Here is a 15,116-nt window from a genome sequence, read left to right as displayed (position 1 = left end):
GCCGCGGTCCGCACGACCAAGCAGTTCCTGACGTACGTCGCTTCCGGCCCCTTCCAGTACGCCGTCGCCGAGGCGCTCGCCCTCCCCGACACGTACTACGCCGCCTTCCGCGACGGCCTCCGCGCCAAGCGCGACCTCCTCGACGCGGGCCTGCGCGACGCCGGCTTCCAGGTCCACGTCCCCCAAGGCACGTACTTCATCACCACCGACATCGCCCCCTTCGGCGAGACCGACGCCCTCACCTTCTGCCGCGCCCTCCCAGAAAAAGCCGGCGTCGTCGCCGTCCCCAACTCCGTCTTCTACGACCACCCCACCGCGGGCCGCACCCAGGTCCGCTTCGCCTTCTGCAAACGCCCCGAGGTACTGGCGGACGCCGCCTCCCGTCTCCGCAAGGCATTCAACGGCTGAACGCCGCCGGCATCCAGGTCAGCCGAAATAGCCTTCCAGGTCGGCCACCAGGTGCACCGATCCGGAGAAGTTGCGGATGTGGATGTAACCGTCGGCGTCCACGGGGATCAGCGTGAGTGCCGGACGGGTCTCACCGCGGGCCAGGTTGAGGGTAGAGGCAACCGGCAGGGGTCCTTCTCCATACGCGGTCAGATAGGTGCTGGTGGTGGGGCCGGTGCCGGTGAGGTTGACCATCACTGCGCGGGCCGCGGCCGGTACCGCGCCGATGCCTGCGACCTTCAGTGCGACCGTGCCGTTCGCGCCCACAGCCCCGGCCGGGGAGCCGACTCCTGAACGCGTGTCGAGGATGCGGGTGGGCCGGCTGGGGACGAACGGCAGGCCCCGGGGCGATGTCGTGTCCACCCTCGGGGTGCCTGCCCGGTCGTCGGTCATGAGGGCCTGCAGATCCGCGATCAGGTGAACGGAGGCCCCGCTGTTGTAGATCCTGACGACACCGTCATAAACACATACGGCCACGAGGTTGGACACGGTCTGACCGGCCCGGTAGTTGAGGTTCGACGCTGTCGGCGGGTAGTCGGAGCCGCAGAACACCGACAGGAAGCCGTTGCCGGTGCCGCCGGTCACAGTCACGTGGAGCAGGGCACCATGCGTGGCCGTGCCGCTTGCGCCGGGGAGGGTGACCGATGTCAGGCTTCCCGGCCCGGCCATGGCCTGACGGGCGCCGGTGCCGTTGCGGGTGTCGAGCACGCGGACGGGGTCGACCGGAGCCGTGTTCGTCAAGTCCGAGTACGCCTTGTCGAAGTAGTAGCCCTCCACGTCGGCGACCAGGTCGACGGACCCGAACGCGTTGTGGAGGTCGACGTATCCGGCCCTGCTCACCGGCACGGTGACGAGGTTGGGGTTGATCCGCCCGGCGAGGAAGTTCAGGTTGGACGCCGTCGGGCGGGCGGCACCGTCCGGGTAGGCGGTGATGACGCTGGACGACGTGGCGTTGACGTCCGTGACGTTCAGGATTACCGCCGTGACCCCGGCGGTGGGCGCATTCTGCAGGCCCACGACCTTCACCCGTACCACGCCGCCCGGCCCGATCTTCTTCTTCGCGGCACCGGTGCCGTCGCGGGTGTCGAGCACCCGGGAGGGCGAGATCGGCACATAGGACGAGCCCACGACAACCGTGGCCGCGGCCGTGGCGGTACGACCTGCGGAGTCGGTGACCGTGCGGGTGACGGTGTACGCCCCGGGCGCCGCGTAGACGTGGCTGAGGGTCTGGTTGCCGCCCGCGTCGAGCACCGCCGCGGTGCCGTCCCCGAAGCCGGTCCGCCCGCTCGCCGCCGGATAGTACGAGGTGACGGTCCCGAGGTCGCAGGTCGTGGCGAGCGGCGCGGACGGAACCGCGAAGCAGGAGATCGTCTCGGTCAGCGGCACGATCGGCTGGACCTCGACGGAGGCTCCGGCTGACGGCAGGACGGTGCCGTTCGCTCTTGTCGCGGTCACCAGTGCCCGGTAAGAGCCCAGGTCGGTGTACGTATGGGTGACCGTCGGCGTTGCCGACTTCAGCGTCTGGCCGTCGCCGAAGTCGAAGGCGTACGTCAGGTCGGAGGCGCTGGACCAGGGGTCGGAGAGGTCGGCGCTGAACGTGTACGGCTTGCCGGCGTACGGCCGTTGCGGCACGTCGATGCGGGAGATCCGCAGCGGGTCCTGGAACTCCCTGGAGCCGCGGTCGTAGTGACCGCCGCCGTTGCCGGAGTCGGCGACCAGGGGATCGTCGGTCCGCGCGCTGCCGGACTGGTCGGTGGCCGGTTCGCCGGGTGCGGTGGCGTCGCCGGAGTCGATCAGGGGGGAGTGCTCCGCCACCGCGGCGGAGGTCAGCGTCAGGTTCGTCTGGTCGAGGTCGTGTGCGCCCTGCCCGGTACCGGTGTGGAAGGCCGCGCTGGTGGAGTAGGCGGCGCCCGCCCAGGTGTAGTCCCTGCCGCCGAAAGAAGGGTTGACGGCGTTGTAGTCGGCCGTGACTTTCGGGGCGGACTCGGCGTCGACGGCGATCTTTCCCGGATCGTCGGTCGGACACCTCACGCTCGCCCCGGGCTGGCCGATCACGGTGTTCTCCAGGGAGCCCGACGTTCCCCCGGTCAGGCTGACGGCGTTGCCGCAGTAGGTCGTGAGGGTGTCGGCCGCCATGACGATGCCGTCAGTGCCGACGGCGGAGATACCGGTCCCTGTGCCGGTGGTGGAGATCGTGTCGTCGGCGAGAGTGATGTCCCGCGCTCCCGCAGCGGCGGCGAACGCCCGTCCCTGTGCCAGCTCCAGGTTGAGCTGCGTGAGGGAAACGTCGGACGAGGCGCCGTCGACGCTGACCGTGGGTGACGTGTCGCCGGCGGGGAGGACCGACCTGATGCGGCCCGTGTCAAGGTCGACGTGCTGGGCATCGGCGATCGTGACAGCCGTGGCGCCTAGCGCGTCCATGACGAAGCCGGTCATGGTGACGTAACGGGCGCCCGAGAAGGTGACCGCGCTCGTGCCGGTGCCCAGGAGGGTGGCCGGATTGGCCGATGTCCCATCCCCACCGATGACGGTGACGGGGTCGTCAGCAGTGCCGAGCGCACTGATCGTCACGGGCTCGTACGCGGCGGCGCGGGCGACATGGACGGTCGTCCCCGCCGTCGCTGCGTCCACCGCCGGCTGCACCTGGCAGAAGGGCTCGGCCTGGGAACCCGGACCGCTGTCACTGCACCCGGCGGCACCCGCATCGACGTACAGGTCGCTGCCGGTGCCGGCGTGGGCGGCGGTGGAGCCGAGTCCGCACAGCAGGAGCGAGAAAACGGCGGAAGCCACGAGGGATTGCCTGCGTGCCAAGGACGGTGTCCCATCTCGTCAAGAAGCCGCATCCGAACCGGCCGACAGACGTTCGGCGTTACTGTTCGAAGCGCGCTCAGCATAGGGGTGTCACTGGCACGGCTCTGATCGGGGTCAGGCATGGCGGCTGAAGACCTCACTTGAGACCGCCGGTTGGCCACGGCCAGGTCCGCGCGAACCCGCTGGCTGTGGTCGGCGTGTACCACGGCCTGCCGAGCGGGCGGTCGTGCACCGTTCCGGGTTCGGTGGAAAGATCGGTGTGCTCCGACTGCCGTGGAGTCAGGGAACCTCAGAGCCTCCATCAGGCCCGGAACGGTTCATCGCCGAGGGCCCGTGCCGTCCGGACACCGGATGGCTGTCATCGCCCCGCGGAGGGCGCGGCCGGAGCGTTCGGTGCGGGACGGTCCCACGCTGTGCTGGCGGCGATCGCCTGGAGCTGGGCTGTGGTCAAGGGCCCTGGCCAGGTCCCGTTGCCGTCCAGGCTCATCTGGATTACCTCGACCGACATGCCGTCCGGATGCAGCACGCGGACCGGCGTCCTCTGCTTCTGCTGTTCGGTGTGGACCAGGGTACCGTCCGGCAGTTGCCGTGCGTCGGGGTACAACGAGGAGATGACCTCGCGGCGGGCTTCGTCACCGGGCCAGCGCAGCGCCGTGATGCCGAGGATGTGCTCGTGGCTGTCGAGCTGAAAGGCCGTGAGGCCTTCTTGGTTCGCCGCATCGGCGGGCGTGGCGTGCGCCGGGAGCAGGGGTTTGGCGATGGCGGCCACCTGCGCAGGTGCCAGCTGGTGGTCCGGACGCGCGGATCGCTTGGCGGCGAACAGACGGGTCCAGCCGGGATCGGTGACGACGGCGGTCAGCTGCGCGTCGTCCAGCGGCGGCTCAGGCCGGGTCGTGGCAGGGGGCGGGGACGATGGGGCGTTCGAAACCGGCGCTCTGGAGTCGCCGGCGGCCGGTGGCGGCATGAGGGCCGTGGCGGAGTTGGACACGAAGAGCCTGACCTCGTATCCGCTCAGCGTGATGAGGTCTGCTGCCCGCATCGTGAGCCTTGATCCGCCCGGCGTGCCCGGCTTCCCCGTCTCGGTGGTCAAGGACAGCGAGGAGCCGTCCGGCCGAAGGGTCCGCGTGCAGTGGTAGGTCGCCGAGGTGGGGCCGCAGGAAGCGGCAGAGTCGGTCGGCGGGACGTTCGCCCGCACGACGGAGAAGTCGATCTGCGCGCGGCCGTGCCCGTCGTCGAAGATGCCCCAGACGTGCGGGTCCACGAGGGTCGGTCGTCCGGCGCCGGCACCCGTCTCCGGCGTCTGGGTGATCTTCCCGTGTGGCAGGAGTCCGGTGGGCAGGTCCAGGTCGGACCCGCTGGCTGAAGGGGGCCGCATCGATACGCTGCCGGGATGGATCGTGTCGAGCGGGCGGTTGGCGCTGTGGTCGGTTCGGCAATGGGTGACGCTCTGGGGGCGCCGTTCGAGTTCGGGTTGGCGGGGGTGTTCTCGAGCCGGTTCCCCGGGGTTGGGGCCGGGGGGAGATGTGCGGGGGCGGCGGTTGGGAGCCGGGCGAGGCCACCGACGATACGCAGATGGCAGTGCATGTCGCTGAATCGCTGCTCCAGCGGAGCGGGTTGGACCTGCAGGACGTCTTCCGCCGCTTTCAGCGGTGGGCGGCGGCGGAACCGAAGGACATCGGCTTGCAGACCGAGGACGTCCTCGCCAATGGATTGCCTTGGGATCAGGCGGCCGACGCGCACTTCCGCACCAACCGACGGGCCGCGGGAACGGTGCGTTGATACGCGCGGCAACCTCGGGTGTGTACTTCGCCGGGTACGGCCGTGAGGCCACGATGGATGCCGGGCGCAGGCTCTCCTCCCTCACGCACGGGATCCGGCCGCATGGGAGGGTACGGCCGTCTTCCACGATTTGCTGCGGGTCGCGTTGGACGGCGGCGACCCGGTCACGGCCGTCCCCGACACGCTGGCCGCGGTGGACCCCGGAAACCGTGGCCGCTATGAGACGGTGCTTGCCGCCCACTGGACGCCCGAGCAGGCCACGGAGTTCAACGGTGCCGTCTGGCCCTGCCTCGGCTCTGCCGTCTGGGCGGTCCGCACCACCGATTGGTACGAGGCTGCACTACGGGCGGCTGTGGACCTGGGCGGTGACACGGACACCGTCGCGGCGGTCACCGGCGCACTGGCCGGGGGACGGGTCGATCCCGATGACGGTGGTCGGACTCAGCCAGCGGGCCATGGCTGTGCAGAACATGCCGGTGCCGGCGCCGATCTCGATGACGGCGGGCGCCTGCGAGGGGGCGAAGGAGCCGATCAACCGGGTCCAGGCGCGCGAGAGTCGGTGGGCATCTCGTTGCCGGCTTGGTACACGGCGGCAAGCCGCTCGTCGTCGTAGACCCCTGGTCACTGCAGGATCTTTGCCGTCCTCCTGTGACGGGGCAAGACCGCCGACCGATGGCGCGCCCCGATCCTCCCCCGGCCTGTGACGGCGGGTCGCCGGTGAGATGCCGAAGAGGGCTTCTTCCTGCGGCGGAACCGGAAGGTCGAGGACATCACGGAGGCGGGTGACGTCCTGGCGCCATTTCCGCCCATCCGCAATGACGACCGTTCCGGGAATCCTCGCAGTGGCCACCGGCAACTGCGCCAGGGCGGTGCCAGCGCCATACGGGCGGCCGCCGGAGCTGGGCAGTCGCTAGGCTCCCGCCATGCCTGACGATCTCGGCTTCACCTGCTCACACTGCGGCGGCCACCACGCAGAACTCCCCATGAGCTACTCGACCATGGCTCCCGACGTCTGGGAGCCCCGCTTCGAGACTGATCCGGACAGCATGCTGTCGTCCGACCAGTGCGTGATCAGGGGCCAGCACTTCTTCCTCAGGGGCCTGATCGAGATACCCGTGATCGGCAGCGAGGACGTCTTCTCGTGGGGCGTCTGGGTCTCCCTGAGCAAGGACGATTTCGCCCGCTCCCTTGAGGTGTGGAACACCGTGGGCCGCGAGGCCGAGAAGCCCTACTTCGGCTGGCTCAGCACCGAACTCGCGCTCTACTCAGAGAGCACGACCGACTTGAAGACCAACGCCCATACGCGACCGGTCGGCAGCCGCCCCTTCATCGAACTGGAGCCCACCGACCACCCCCTCGCCGTCGAGCAGCGCACCGGGATCACGCACGACCGGGTGCGGGAGATCGCTGCGGCCTTGCTGCATCCGGCGTAGCGTTCGCGGTGGACCCGGAAAGTTGGGGCCCGACGTGGCGAAAGTGGGACGGGATCGACGCGGCCGAAGCTGAGGCCCGCGGCATCTACGCGCCGGTCTCTGCGTTGTCCGACGGTGCACCCGGGGCCGTCGTGATCGCGCCCGGAGATATCCGCGGTACGAGGCTCATACCCGAGAAGCGCGGCGGTGCCTGTTGCGGTCTCGACGGAGCCGACGGCCCCAACGTGGCCTGTCTGGCCTGCGGCTCGGCCATGGCGACCAGGATCGACGACTGCTCGCTCTGGCAGGCGGTGTGGCTTGCTCCCGGCGCCGTGCGCAGCCTTTCCGTCGGCCTCAGACGGGTGGGTCCTGGGCCGTTCCGGCACGCCTTGGTCCGGCTGCCAGCCGCGCGCAGCCCCTGGGTGCGCACGCTCCTGGAAAACCTCGCGCAGCAACGGTTCCCCACCATCTTCTGACCGTCCAGAGGACGGCGCCCGAGAACAGGAGCCGCGGCACTGCGTTACGCCGCTCGTCCGTCATCTCCTCGGCGTCCCAGGCGGTGCGTGCGCCCGTGCCGGTGCGGTCGACGAGAAGGACCATCGGCCGGATGACGTCGCGGCGCCGGGCCCTGGCGATGCGGGCACTCCCGGAGCGCGCGGGCGTCGCGGCTCGGGTGAACCAAACGAAGTCTTTGCATGAGCATGTATATTGTTTCTTTCGGGCGTTACCTACGGAGGTGTTCCAGGATGACCGGCATTCACCAGGCGGCCTCCGCTGCCTCCGACCAGGCCGCCTGGAGTCAGGTCCTCGCTCTGCACACCTACGTCGAGCGCCAGCTCGCGCAGGCATTGCAGCGCAAGCACGGCGTGGGCCTGTCGGAGTACCGAGCCCTCGAACACCTCGCCCGAGCGGCTGACGGCGAACTGCGGATGCAGGAACTCGCCGACAGAGTCGGCCTGGGCCAGAGTTCGGTGACCCGCCTGGTCGGGCGGCTCGACACCGCCGGCTTCGTCGTCCGGGACCTGTGCCCCGACGACAAGCGCGGCGTCTACGCGGTCATCACCGACGAGGGCCGCCGGCGGTACGCGGCCGCCCGCGGTACGTACGGCGAGGTACTCAGTTCCGCGCTGAACACCGCGGGAGGGGATTCCGCGCTCGCCCGCACGGTCCACGCGCTGCGCAGCGGCGCCTGACGGTACGCATGCCGAGCCCCGCACTCGGGATCGTCGGGGCTGACCCCATCCGGCGCCACTGCGGGCATGAACATGCATGTACAATCAACTGCACCACTCAGGATTAGCTGATAGGTCTTCACTCACACCCTGGCAGCGGTGAATGCTGTTGCGAAGTACATGCTGGTACAAGCAAATGGAGCGCTCATGCAATGGGGCTACCTGGCCGTCGCCGACATTTTCGAGATCATCGTCGCCATCGCAGCCGGCAGGGCCGAGGGATTCAGGAACCGCCCGTGGACGGGTGTGACCTTGGCCAGCGGCGCCCTCGGTACGTTCTTCCTGAGCAAGGCGCTGCTCACCTTCGACGTCGGAGTCGGCTACGCCATCTGGACATCCGCCGCCGGCGCAGGCATCACTCTTCTCGGCCCGATCCTCTTCAAGCAGCGCCTGGACTGGCGCAAGACCCTCGGCGTTGTCGTCATCGTCACCGGTGTCGTCGGCCTCCAACTGAGTGGCGCCGCTTAGCCATCACCGACCTCGCCGCCCACGCCCACGCCCACGAAAGGATTCCGCAAGTGTCCGGCACCGTCCGCTCACCAGCCAATCCCTGGCTCGTACTCCTCCTCGCCGGAGGGTTCGAGGTCGGATACGCGCTTTCGGTCGGCGGAAGCCACGGCTTCACCCGCATGACCTGGTCGCTGACCGCCGTCGTGTTCTTTCTCCTGACCCTCTGGGCTCTGAGCGTCGCGCTGCGCGCGATCGACCTCAGCGTGGGCTACGCCGTCTGGGCCGGCATCGGATCAGTCGGTGCAGCGCTACTGGGGCCCGTCTTCTTCGACGAGGCCCTCGGCCTCACCCAAGCGCTGTGGCTCGGCGTGGTCATCGTCGGCGTGGTCTGGCTCAAGCTCGCCGACCAGGGCGGGCGACCACCGGAGGAAGAGGCCCGCGTGAACGAGGACCAGCCAGGATGACGGGTTGCGTACGCACTCCTGGCCGCCGGCCTTCCCGTGATGTCGCCCCTGCTCCTCGCCGAGATCGAGGTCGAGGTCGAGACCCACCTTGTGACCGCACAGTCGGTGTGAGCCAGGTACCGCGCACTGGACCTCGATCTTGCCGACGCCGTGAACGTCACGCTGGCCGCGGACTACGACACCGACGCGGTCCTCGCCCTCGACCGCCGCAACTTCTCACTCGCCCGGCCCCGGCTCGGCCGCCGGTGGCGGCTTCCGCTGGTGGTCGACCGCCGCGAGGTCGTCCTGGGCGTGGCCGGCCGCGACGGTCGCGGCCAGGCGGTCGCGGACGGCTCGGAGCAGGGGGCTGGGCGTGGATGCCGTCGAGGCCAGGTCGAGGTCCTTGAGGGTGACGGCATCCGACATGACCGACGCCACCGCGTCGCCGTCACGGAGCACGGTGAGGATTACGGACGCGCCGGAGACCGCGTCGCCGACAGCTCCCACCGCCGTGACGCCGGCTGCGTGCTCCGCTGCCGCACGCGAGGGATTTCGTGCGCGCCCTCGTCAGCGACCCGGTCGCCGGCGCTCCACGGCGGCGGCCGACGCGGCTAGAAAGCGCCGACGACCTTGTACGCCTGGTCGATGAAGATGTGGTGCGGCCAGTTGACGCCGATGTAATGGGCCTCGTATTCCCCGTTGCTCAGCTTCACCACCCGGTCGACGACGCCACCCGGATATGCGGCCAGTGCGGCTTCCGTCGCATTGTTCGCCGGAGTTCCGCTGACGATCGTGCCCGACCCCTCAGTGTAGTTCGCCGGGATCTGGCCGACCTTCTTCGCCGCGCTCGGCGCTCCTTGCGTGAAGGGGACCACCCCTGCCGCCGTGGACGCCGCGGATCCTTCGCTGCCGGCCGCTTCTACGGTGACCTGCGTGGCCGTGATGGTGGTGCTCGTGGTCGTGCCGAGGACGAGGACGCTCTCGCCCGTGGTCACGGCGCTCGCCGAGGCCTGGCTCGTTCCCTTCTCGTACGTCGTGGAGGACGCCTCCTTGACGGTCACCTTCTGCCCCGCCGGCGTCGTCAGGGTGAAGCCCGACGCGGAGGTGCTGTCGACCGTGCCGGACGAGCCTCCTGCGGCCGGTCCGGACCGGGCGTTGGAACCCCCGGCTCCGGCCTTGCCACCGGGAATGCCGTGTCCAGCTGTCGACGACGTCGACGAGGAAGGAGAGGAGGAGGACGCGGCGGCCGCCGTGGAGCCGGACGTGGAACAACCGGTGCAGACCGCGGCCACCGCGCACACCAGTGCGGCGGCGATCCCCGCCCTCTTCCTGTTCGCGCGCGATCGCCGGGCGCCGGAATTGCCGGCAACCGACCCCCCTGACGGAAATCCCGTCTCCTGGGTGTTTTTCGAGTCGAAATCGCTCATTGCTGCATTCCTCCTACGCGGGTATCTGCATAGAGAGTGGCAGCCGTACATGTGAGTGGCCTGATGGCCACCTGTGACCACTCTGAACCCTTCCGCCTCCCAGACCCCACCATTTCGCCCGGAGGCCGGGAAGCCGGGTCGGTCGGCCCGGCCGGCTCGGCCTGGTCGGTCAGTCCGTTCCCGACTCCATCGCGGCGAGGTCCAGCAGCTCGTCGTCGGCGGTGGCCTCGCCCCGGGAGGCGATGGCCTCGGCGCCGCCCTCGGGCAGCCGGGGCATGGTGCCGATCAGGCCGGTCGCGGCGGCCTGCGCGGCGCCGATGGCGGGGCTGCCGGTGCCGATCAGGCCGAGCTGGGCGTACTGCTCCAGCTTGGCGCGGGAGTCGGCGATGTCCAGGTTGCGCATGGTGAGCTGGCCGATCCGGTCCACCGGGCCGAACGCGGAGTCCTCGGTGCGCTCCATGGACAGCTTGTCCGGGTGGTAGCTGAACGCCGGGCCCGTGGTGTCGAGGACCGAGTAGTCCTCGCCCCGCCGCAGCCGCAGGGTCACCTCGCCGGTGACCGCCGCGCCGACCCAGCGCTGCAGCGACTCGCGGATCATCAGCGCCTGCGGGTCCAGCCAGCGGCCCTCGTACATCAGCCGGCCGAGGCGGCGGCCCTCCGTGTGGTACTGGGTGACGGTGTCCTCGTTGTGGATCGCGTTGACCAGGCGCTCGTACGCCGCGTGCAGCAGGGCCATGCCGGGCGCCTCGTAGATGCCGCGGCTCTTGGCCTCGATGATGCGGTTCTCGATCTGGTCCGACATGCCCAGGCCGTGCCGGCCGCCGATGGCGTTCGCCTCGGTCACCAGGTCGACGGGGTGGGTGAATTCCACGCCGTTGACGGTGACCGGGCGGCCCTGGTCGAAGCCGATGGTCACGTCCTCGGCGGCGATCTCGACCGACGGGTCCCAGAACCGCACGCCCATGATCGGCTCGACGGTCTCGACGCCGGTGTCCAGGTGCTCCAGCGTCTTGGCCTCGTGGGTGGCGCCCCAGATGTTGGCGTCGGTGGAGTACGCCTTCTCCGTGCTGTCGCGGTAGGGCAGCCCGTGGTCGAGCAGCCACTGCGACATCTCCTTGCGGCCGCCGAGCTCCGTCACGAAGTCCGCGTCCAGCCAGGGCTTGTAGATCCGCAGGTGCGGGTTGGCGAGGAGGCCGTAGCGGTAGAACCGCTCGATGTCGTTGCCCTTGAAGGTCGAGCCGTCGCCCCAGATCTGCACCTCGTCCTCCAGCATCGCCCTGACCAGGAGCGTGCCGGTGACGGCGCGGCCGAGCGGCGTGGTGTTGAAGTAGGCGCGGCCGGCCGAGCGGATGTGGAACGCGCCGCAGGCGAGCGCCGCCAGACCCTCCTCGACCAGTGCCGCGCGGCAGTCGACCAGGCGCGCGATCTCGGCGCCGTAGGCCGTCGCACGGCCGGGCACCGACGCGATGTCGGGCTCGTCGTACTGGCCGATGTCAGCGGTGTACGTGCACGGGACGGCACCCTTGTCGCGCATCCAGGCGACCGCGACCGACGTGTCGAGGCCGCCGGAGAAGGCGATGCCGACGCGCTCGCCGGCGGGGAGGTGGGTAAGAACCTTAGACATGACAAGAGTATGCATAGCTGCGCATGCTCATGCAAAGCCTTTGCCGTCGCCGCCGGCGTCCAAGGGCCGCCGACACCTGCCGGCCACGGCCGGCATCCGCCGGCCACGCCCGCCGCACGCACGAGAGCCCGGCCGCGCGGGCCGGGCTCTCACGTGTGCGGACGTGGACGGAGGTCAGACCTCCGTGGGGCCGTCGTCGTCGCCGTCCGTGTCCGTGTCCGCGTCCTTGGCCAGGCCGAGGGTCTCCACGACCCACTTGTCGAACTCGATCGACGCCCGCACCCAGCTGACCGTGCTGGACACGAAGTGCTCCAGGCCGACGCCGAGGCCGATCAGCATCTGGGCCTCGCCGATCAGGCGGACGCTGCCGTCGTCGTGCGTGTGGGTGTAGACCTTCGGCCACAGGGTGCGCTGGTTCCAGTCGTCGACGACCTCGTGGAGCTGCGGCTTGTCGTCGACCGAATACGGGCGGTCGTAGAAGGTTCTGACGGCGAAGACCTGCTGGTCCCCCTCGCCCCGGAACATGAAGTAGGTGCGGAAGTCCTCCCACGGGGCGGCGAGGTCGCCCTCGTCGTCGACGAGGTACTTCAGCTCCATCTGGTCAAGCAGCTGCTTGACCAGGTCCTGGTCCGGAATGACCACACTGCCGTTGGATCCGGTCGGCTCGGGGTCCGGCTGGCCCCCGAAACTGGGAATCGAGGACGGGTCGATGCTCACCGTGAAGTCCCTTCGTGACGTCTCCCTCCCATCCTCCCTCATCCGCCCCCGCTCGTCACAACCCCGGGCGGCACGCTTCCGGCGTACCGCCCGGGGCGGGTGTCATTTGACCAGGTCGGGACCGGTGGACGCGCCCACGATCAGGCCGTCGGCCGCGCGGTCGACGCGGACCGTCTGCCCGTCGGCGACCTCGCCGGACAGCAGGGCGCGGGCCAGCGGGTCGCCGATGGCGGTCTGCACCAGGCGGCGCAGCGGGCGGGCGCCGTAGGCGGGGTCGTTGCCCTCGTCGGCGAGCCAGTCGAGGGCCTCGTCGGTGATGTCGAGGGCCAGCCTGCGGTCCCGCAGCCGGGCGGCGAGGCGGTCGGTCTGCAGCCGCGCGATCCGGCGCAGCTCGTCCTTGGCCAGCGCGGAGAAGACCACGATGTCGTCCAGCCGGTTGAGGAATTCCGGCTTGAAGGACGCGCGGACCGTGCTGAGCACGTTCTCCCGCTTCTGGTCGTCGGTCAGTGCCGGGTCGACCAGGTACTGGCTGCCCAGGTTCGAGGTCAGGATGAGGATGGTGTTCCTGAAGTCGACCGTCCTGCCCTGCCCGTCGGTGAGCCGGCCGTCGTCGAACACCTGGAGCAGCACGTCGAAGACCTCGGGGTGCGCCTTCTCGACCTCGTCGAGCAGGATCACGCTGTACGGGCGGCGGCGCACCGCCTCGGTGAGCTGGCCGCCCTCCTCGTACCCGACGTAGCCGGGAGGGGCGCCGAGGAGCCGGGCGACCGAGTGCTTCTCGCCGTATTCGCTCATGTCGATACGGACCATGGCGCGCTCGTCGTCGAAGAGGAAGTCGGCGAGCGCCTTGGCCAGTTCGGTCTTGCCGACGCCGGTCGGACCGAGGAAGAGGAAGGAACCGGTCGGGCGGTCCGGGTCGGCGATACCGGAGCGGGAGCGGCGTACGGCGTCGGAGACCGCGCGGACCGCCTCGGTCTGGCCGATCAGCCGGCGGCCCAGCTCCTCCTCCATCCGCAGCAGCTTCTGCGTCTCGCCCTCCAGCAGCCGGCCGGCCGGGATGCCGGTCCAGGCGGCGACGACGTCGGCGATGTCGTCGGGGCCGACCTCCTCCTTGACCATGGTCTCGGCCGCGGCCTCCTGCTCCTCGCGGGTGGCCTCCTCCAGCTCCGCCTCAAGCCTCGGCTTCTCGGCGTAGAGCAGCTTGGAGGCGGTCTCGAAGTCGCCGTCGCGCTGGGCGCGCTCGATCCGGGTGTCGATGTCGTCCAGCCCCTCCTTCAGCTCACCGACCCGGTTGAGGCCCTGCTTCTCCTTCTCCCAGCGGGCGGTCAGGCCGCGCAGCTCCTCCTCGCGGTCGGCGAGGTCCTTGCGCAGCTTGTCGAGCCGCTGCACCGAGGCGGGGTCGGTCTCGTTCTTGAGCGCCATCTCCTCCATGCGCAGCCGGTCGACGGCGCGCTGCAACTCGTCGATCTCGACGGGCGAGGAGTCGATCTCCATCCGCAGCCGGGACGCCGACTCGTCCACCAGGTCGATGGCCTTGTCGGGCAGGAAACGCGAGGTGATGTACCGGTCGGACAGGGTCGCGGCGGCGACCAGCGCGGAGTCGGCGATCTGCACCTTGTGGTGGGCCTCGTAGCGGCCCTTGAGGCCGCGCAGGATCGCCACGGTGTCCTCGACCGTCGGCTCGGCCACCAGCACCTGCTGGAAGCGGCGCTCCAGGGCGGGGTCCTTCTCGATCCGCTCGCGGTATTCGTCCAGGGTGGTCGCACCGACCATCCGCAGTTCGCCGCGGGCGAGCATCGGCTTGAGCATGTTTCCGGCGTCCATTGCCGAGTCGCCGCCGGCGCCCGCGCCGACGACGGTGTGCAGCTCGTCGATGAAGGTGATGACGCGGCCGTCGCTGTCCTTGATCTCGGCGAGCACCGCCTTGAGCCGCTCCTCGAACTCGCCGCGGTATTTCGCGCCGGCGACCATCGCGCCGAGGTCGAGCGAGACCAGCCGCTTGTTGCGCAGCGACTCGGGCACGTCGCCCTTGACGATGCGCTGGGCCAGGCCCTCGACCACCGCGGTCTTGCCGACGCCGGGCTCGCCGATGAGCACCGGGTTGTTCTTGGTGCGGCGGGAGAGCACCTGGACGACCCTGCGGATCTCCTGGTCGCGGCCGATCACCGGATCGAGCCGGCCCTCGCGGGCGGCGGCGGTGAAGTCGGTGCCGTACTTCTCCAGCGCCTTGTACGTACCCTCGGGATCCTGGCTGGTCACGCGCTGCCCCCCACGGGCGGTCTCGAAGGCGGTCAGCAGCTGCTTGCCGCCGGCCCCCTGACGGGTGAGCAGGTCACCGGCCGGGCCACCCTTCACGGCGATCCCGATCAGCAGGTGCTCGGTCGAAAGGTACGCGTCCCCCAGCTCCTTGGCCCGCTCGGCGGCGTCCGCGATGACCGCGAGCAGGTCGCGGTTGGCCTGCGGGGGCGCCACGGTCGAGCCCTGCACCTTCGGCAGTGCCGTCACCAGCCGGCCGGCCTCCGCCGTGACCGCCGCCGGGTCGGCGCCGACCGCGGTGAGCAGGTCGAGCACGTTCTCGTTGTCCGCGCCGCTCAGCAGGGCGAGCAGCAGGTGCGCGGGTGTCAGGTCGGGATTGCCCTCGGAAACCGCCCGCGTATTGGCGGCGTTGAGCGCTTCCCTGCTCTTGTTGGTCAGCTCGGCGTCCACAGGGCCTGGTCCTCCTCGGGATGCTTCTCGTCCGTCCATTGTGCTGGCCGCCGCGGGGGCCGCCCAGC

Annotated in this window: 15 protein-coding genes and 2 pseudogenes; 9 read left to right on the top strand and 8 right to left on the bottom strand. The window is 70.0% G+C overall.

Annotated elements, in window-relative coordinates:
• Positions 1-408: aminotransferase class I/II-fold pyridoxal phosphate-dependent enzyme (locus BUE44_RS23835; RefSeq protein ID WP_143172570.1), on the top strand; the 408-nt coding region annotated here is incomplete at its 5' end.
• A gap of 18 nt (positions 409-426) precedes the next feature.
• On the opposite strand, the gene BUE44_RS23830 is transcribed toward BUE44_RS23835, so the two are convergent.
• Positions 427-3,237 (bottom strand): PKD domain-containing protein, encoded by a 2,811-nt coding sequence (locus BUE44_RS23830; protein WP_235002387.1) that lies wholly within the window; start codon positions 3,235-3,237, stop codon positions 427-429.
• A gap of 379 nt (positions 3,238-3,616) precedes the next feature.
• Positions 3,617-4,348 (bottom strand): hypothetical protein, encoded by a 732-nt coding sequence (locus BUE44_RS23825; protein ID WP_143172569.1) that lies wholly within the window; start codon positions 4,346-4,348, stop codon positions 3,617-3,619.
• A gap of 300 nt (positions 4,349-4,648) precedes the next feature.
• On the opposite strand from BUE44_RS23825, the pseudogene BUE44_RS23820 reads away from it, so the two are divergent.
• A pseudogene (locus BUE44_RS23820) lies at positions 4,649-5,446 on the top strand (ADP-ribosylglycohydrolase family protein); the annotation flags it as partial.
• On the opposite strand, the gene BUE44_RS39350 reads toward BUE44_RS23820, so the two are convergent.
• On the bottom strand, positions 5,378-5,572 hold the full coding sequence (locus BUE44_RS39350; protein ID WP_265737174.1) for a class I SAM-dependent methyltransferase: 195 nt from the start codon (positions 5,570-5,572) through the stop codon (positions 5,378-5,380). The pseudogene BUE44_RS23820 and the gene BUE44_RS39350 sit on opposite strands and share 69 nt — an antisense overlap.
• A 388-nt stretch (positions 5,573-5,960) precedes the next feature.
• Here BUE44_RS39350 and BUE44_RS23815 point away from each other — a divergent pair, with 388 nt between their 5' ends.
• From BUE44_RS23815 to BUE44_RS38775, 6 genes and pseudogenes are all read left to right on the top strand, one after another.
• Positions 5,961-6,470, top strand: coding sequence for a DUF2199 domain-containing protein (locus BUE44_RS23815; protein WP_073501019.1), 510 nt, complete (start codon positions 5,961-5,963; stop codon positions 6,468-6,470).
• Positions 6,471-6,478: 8 nt separating this feature from the next.
• Positions 6,479-6,925 carry a hypothetical protein gene (locus BUE44_RS23810; protein WP_407640047.1) on the top strand — a complete coding sequence of 149 codons (447 nt, stop codon included), beginning with the start codon at positions 6,479-6,481 and terminating at the stop codon, positions 6,923-6,925.
• A 270-nt stretch (positions 6,926-7,195) separates the two neighbouring features.
• The gene (locus tag BUE44_RS23805) at positions 7,196-7,642 is read left to right on the top strand and encodes a MarR family winged helix-turn-helix transcriptional regulator (RefSeq protein WP_073501018.1); all 447 of its coding nucleotides are present in this window, start codon (positions 7,196-7,198) and stop codon (positions 7,640-7,642) included.
• Positions 7,643-7,828: 186 nt separating this feature from the next.
• Positions 7,829-8,149: a DMT family transporter gene (locus BUE44_RS23800; protein WP_073501017.1), complete on the top strand. Its 321-nt coding sequence runs from the start codon at positions 7,829-7,831 to the stop codon at positions 8,147-8,149.
• Between the two features lie 50 nt (positions 8,150-8,199).
• A complete protein-coding gene (locus tag BUE44_RS23795; protein ID WP_073501016.1) occupies positions 8,200-8,595 on the top strand; it encodes a DMT family transporter in 396 nt (131 codons plus the stop codon).
• Between the two features lie 84 nt (positions 8,596-8,679).
• Positions 8,680-8,838, top strand: a pseudogene (locus tag BUE44_RS38775) (VapC toxin family PIN domain ribonuclease); the annotation flags it as partial.
• Here BUE44_RS38775 and BUE44_RS37145 read toward each other — a convergent pair.
• Both BUE44_RS37145 and BUE44_RS37140 read right to left on the bottom strand, forming a co-directional pair.
• Positions 8,812-9,081, bottom strand: a complete 270-nt coding sequence (locus tag BUE44_RS37145; RefSeq protein ID WP_073501015.1) for a hypothetical protein — start codon at positions 9,079-9,081, stop codon at positions 8,812-8,814. The pseudogene BUE44_RS38775 and the gene BUE44_RS37145 overlap by 27 nt on opposite strands.
• A 104-nt stretch (positions 9,082-9,185) precedes the next feature.
• Entirely contained in the window at positions 9,186-9,635 is a 450-nt protein-coding gene (locus BUE44_RS37140; RefSeq protein WP_143172568.1) for a hypothetical protein, read from the bottom strand.
• On the opposite strand from BUE44_RS37140, the gene BUE44_RS36645 reads away from it, so the two are divergent.
• A complete protein-coding gene (locus BUE44_RS36645) occupies positions 9,625-10,056 on the top strand; it encodes a hypothetical protein (RefSeq protein ID WP_143172567.1) in 432 nt (143 codons plus the stop codon). The two genes, BUE44_RS37140 and BUE44_RS36645, sit on opposite strands and share 11 nt — an antisense overlap.
• A 114-nt stretch (positions 10,057-10,170) precedes the next feature.
• Here the strand turns inward: BUE44_RS36645 and argG are convergent, their stop codons facing one another.
• From argG to clpB, 3 genes are all read right to left on the bottom strand, one after another.
• On the bottom strand, positions 10,171-11,625 hold the full coding sequence (gene argG, locus BUE44_RS23780) for an argininosuccinate synthase (protein ID WP_073501014.1): 1,455 nt from the start codon (positions 11,623-11,625) through the stop codon (positions 10,171-10,173).
• A gap of 174 nt (positions 11,626-11,799) precedes the next feature.
• Complete coding sequence (locus BUE44_RS23775; protein WP_073501013.1) at positions 11,800-12,342, bottom strand: type III secretion system chaperone family protein; 543 nt, start codon at positions 12,340-12,342, stop codon at positions 11,800-11,802.
• Positions 12,343-12,444: 102 nt separating this feature from the next.
• The gene (clpB, locus tag BUE44_RS23770) at positions 12,445-15,048 is read right to left on the bottom strand and encodes an ATP-dependent chaperone ClpB (protein WP_073501012.1); all 2,604 of its coding nucleotides are present in this window, start codon (positions 15,046-15,048) and stop codon (positions 12,445-12,447) included.
• Positions 15,049-15,116: the final 68 nt, after the last annotated feature.

Origin of the sequence: Actinacidiphila paucisporea, assembly GCF_900142575.1 — a bacterium.
GTDB classification, from domain to species: domain Bacteria; phylum Actinomycetota; class Actinomycetes; order Streptomycetales; family Streptomycetaceae; genus Actinacidiphila; species Actinacidiphila paucisporea.
The sequence above is the reverse complement of the archived record's forward strand: the minus strand, read 5'-3'. Positions and strand labels throughout refer to the sequence as shown.

Bases quoted from the DNA above. Each gene is read 5' to 3' on its own strand.
- BUE44_RS23815 (WP_073501019.1), top strand. From the start codon at position 5,961: ATGCCTGACGATCTCGGCTTCACCTGCTCACACTGCGGCGGCCACCAC.
- BUE44_RS23805 (WP_073501018.1), top strand. From the start codon at position 7,196: ATGACCGGCATTCACCAGGCGGCCTCCGCTGCCTCCGACCAGGCCGCC.
- BUE44_RS23800 (WP_073501017.1), top strand. From the start codon at position 7,829: ATGCAATGGGGCTACCTGGCCGTCGCCGACATTTTCGAGATCATCGTC.
- argG (WP_073501014.1), bottom strand. From the start codon at position 11,625: ATGTCTAAGGTTCTTACCCACCTCCCCGCCGGCGAGCGCGTCGGCATC.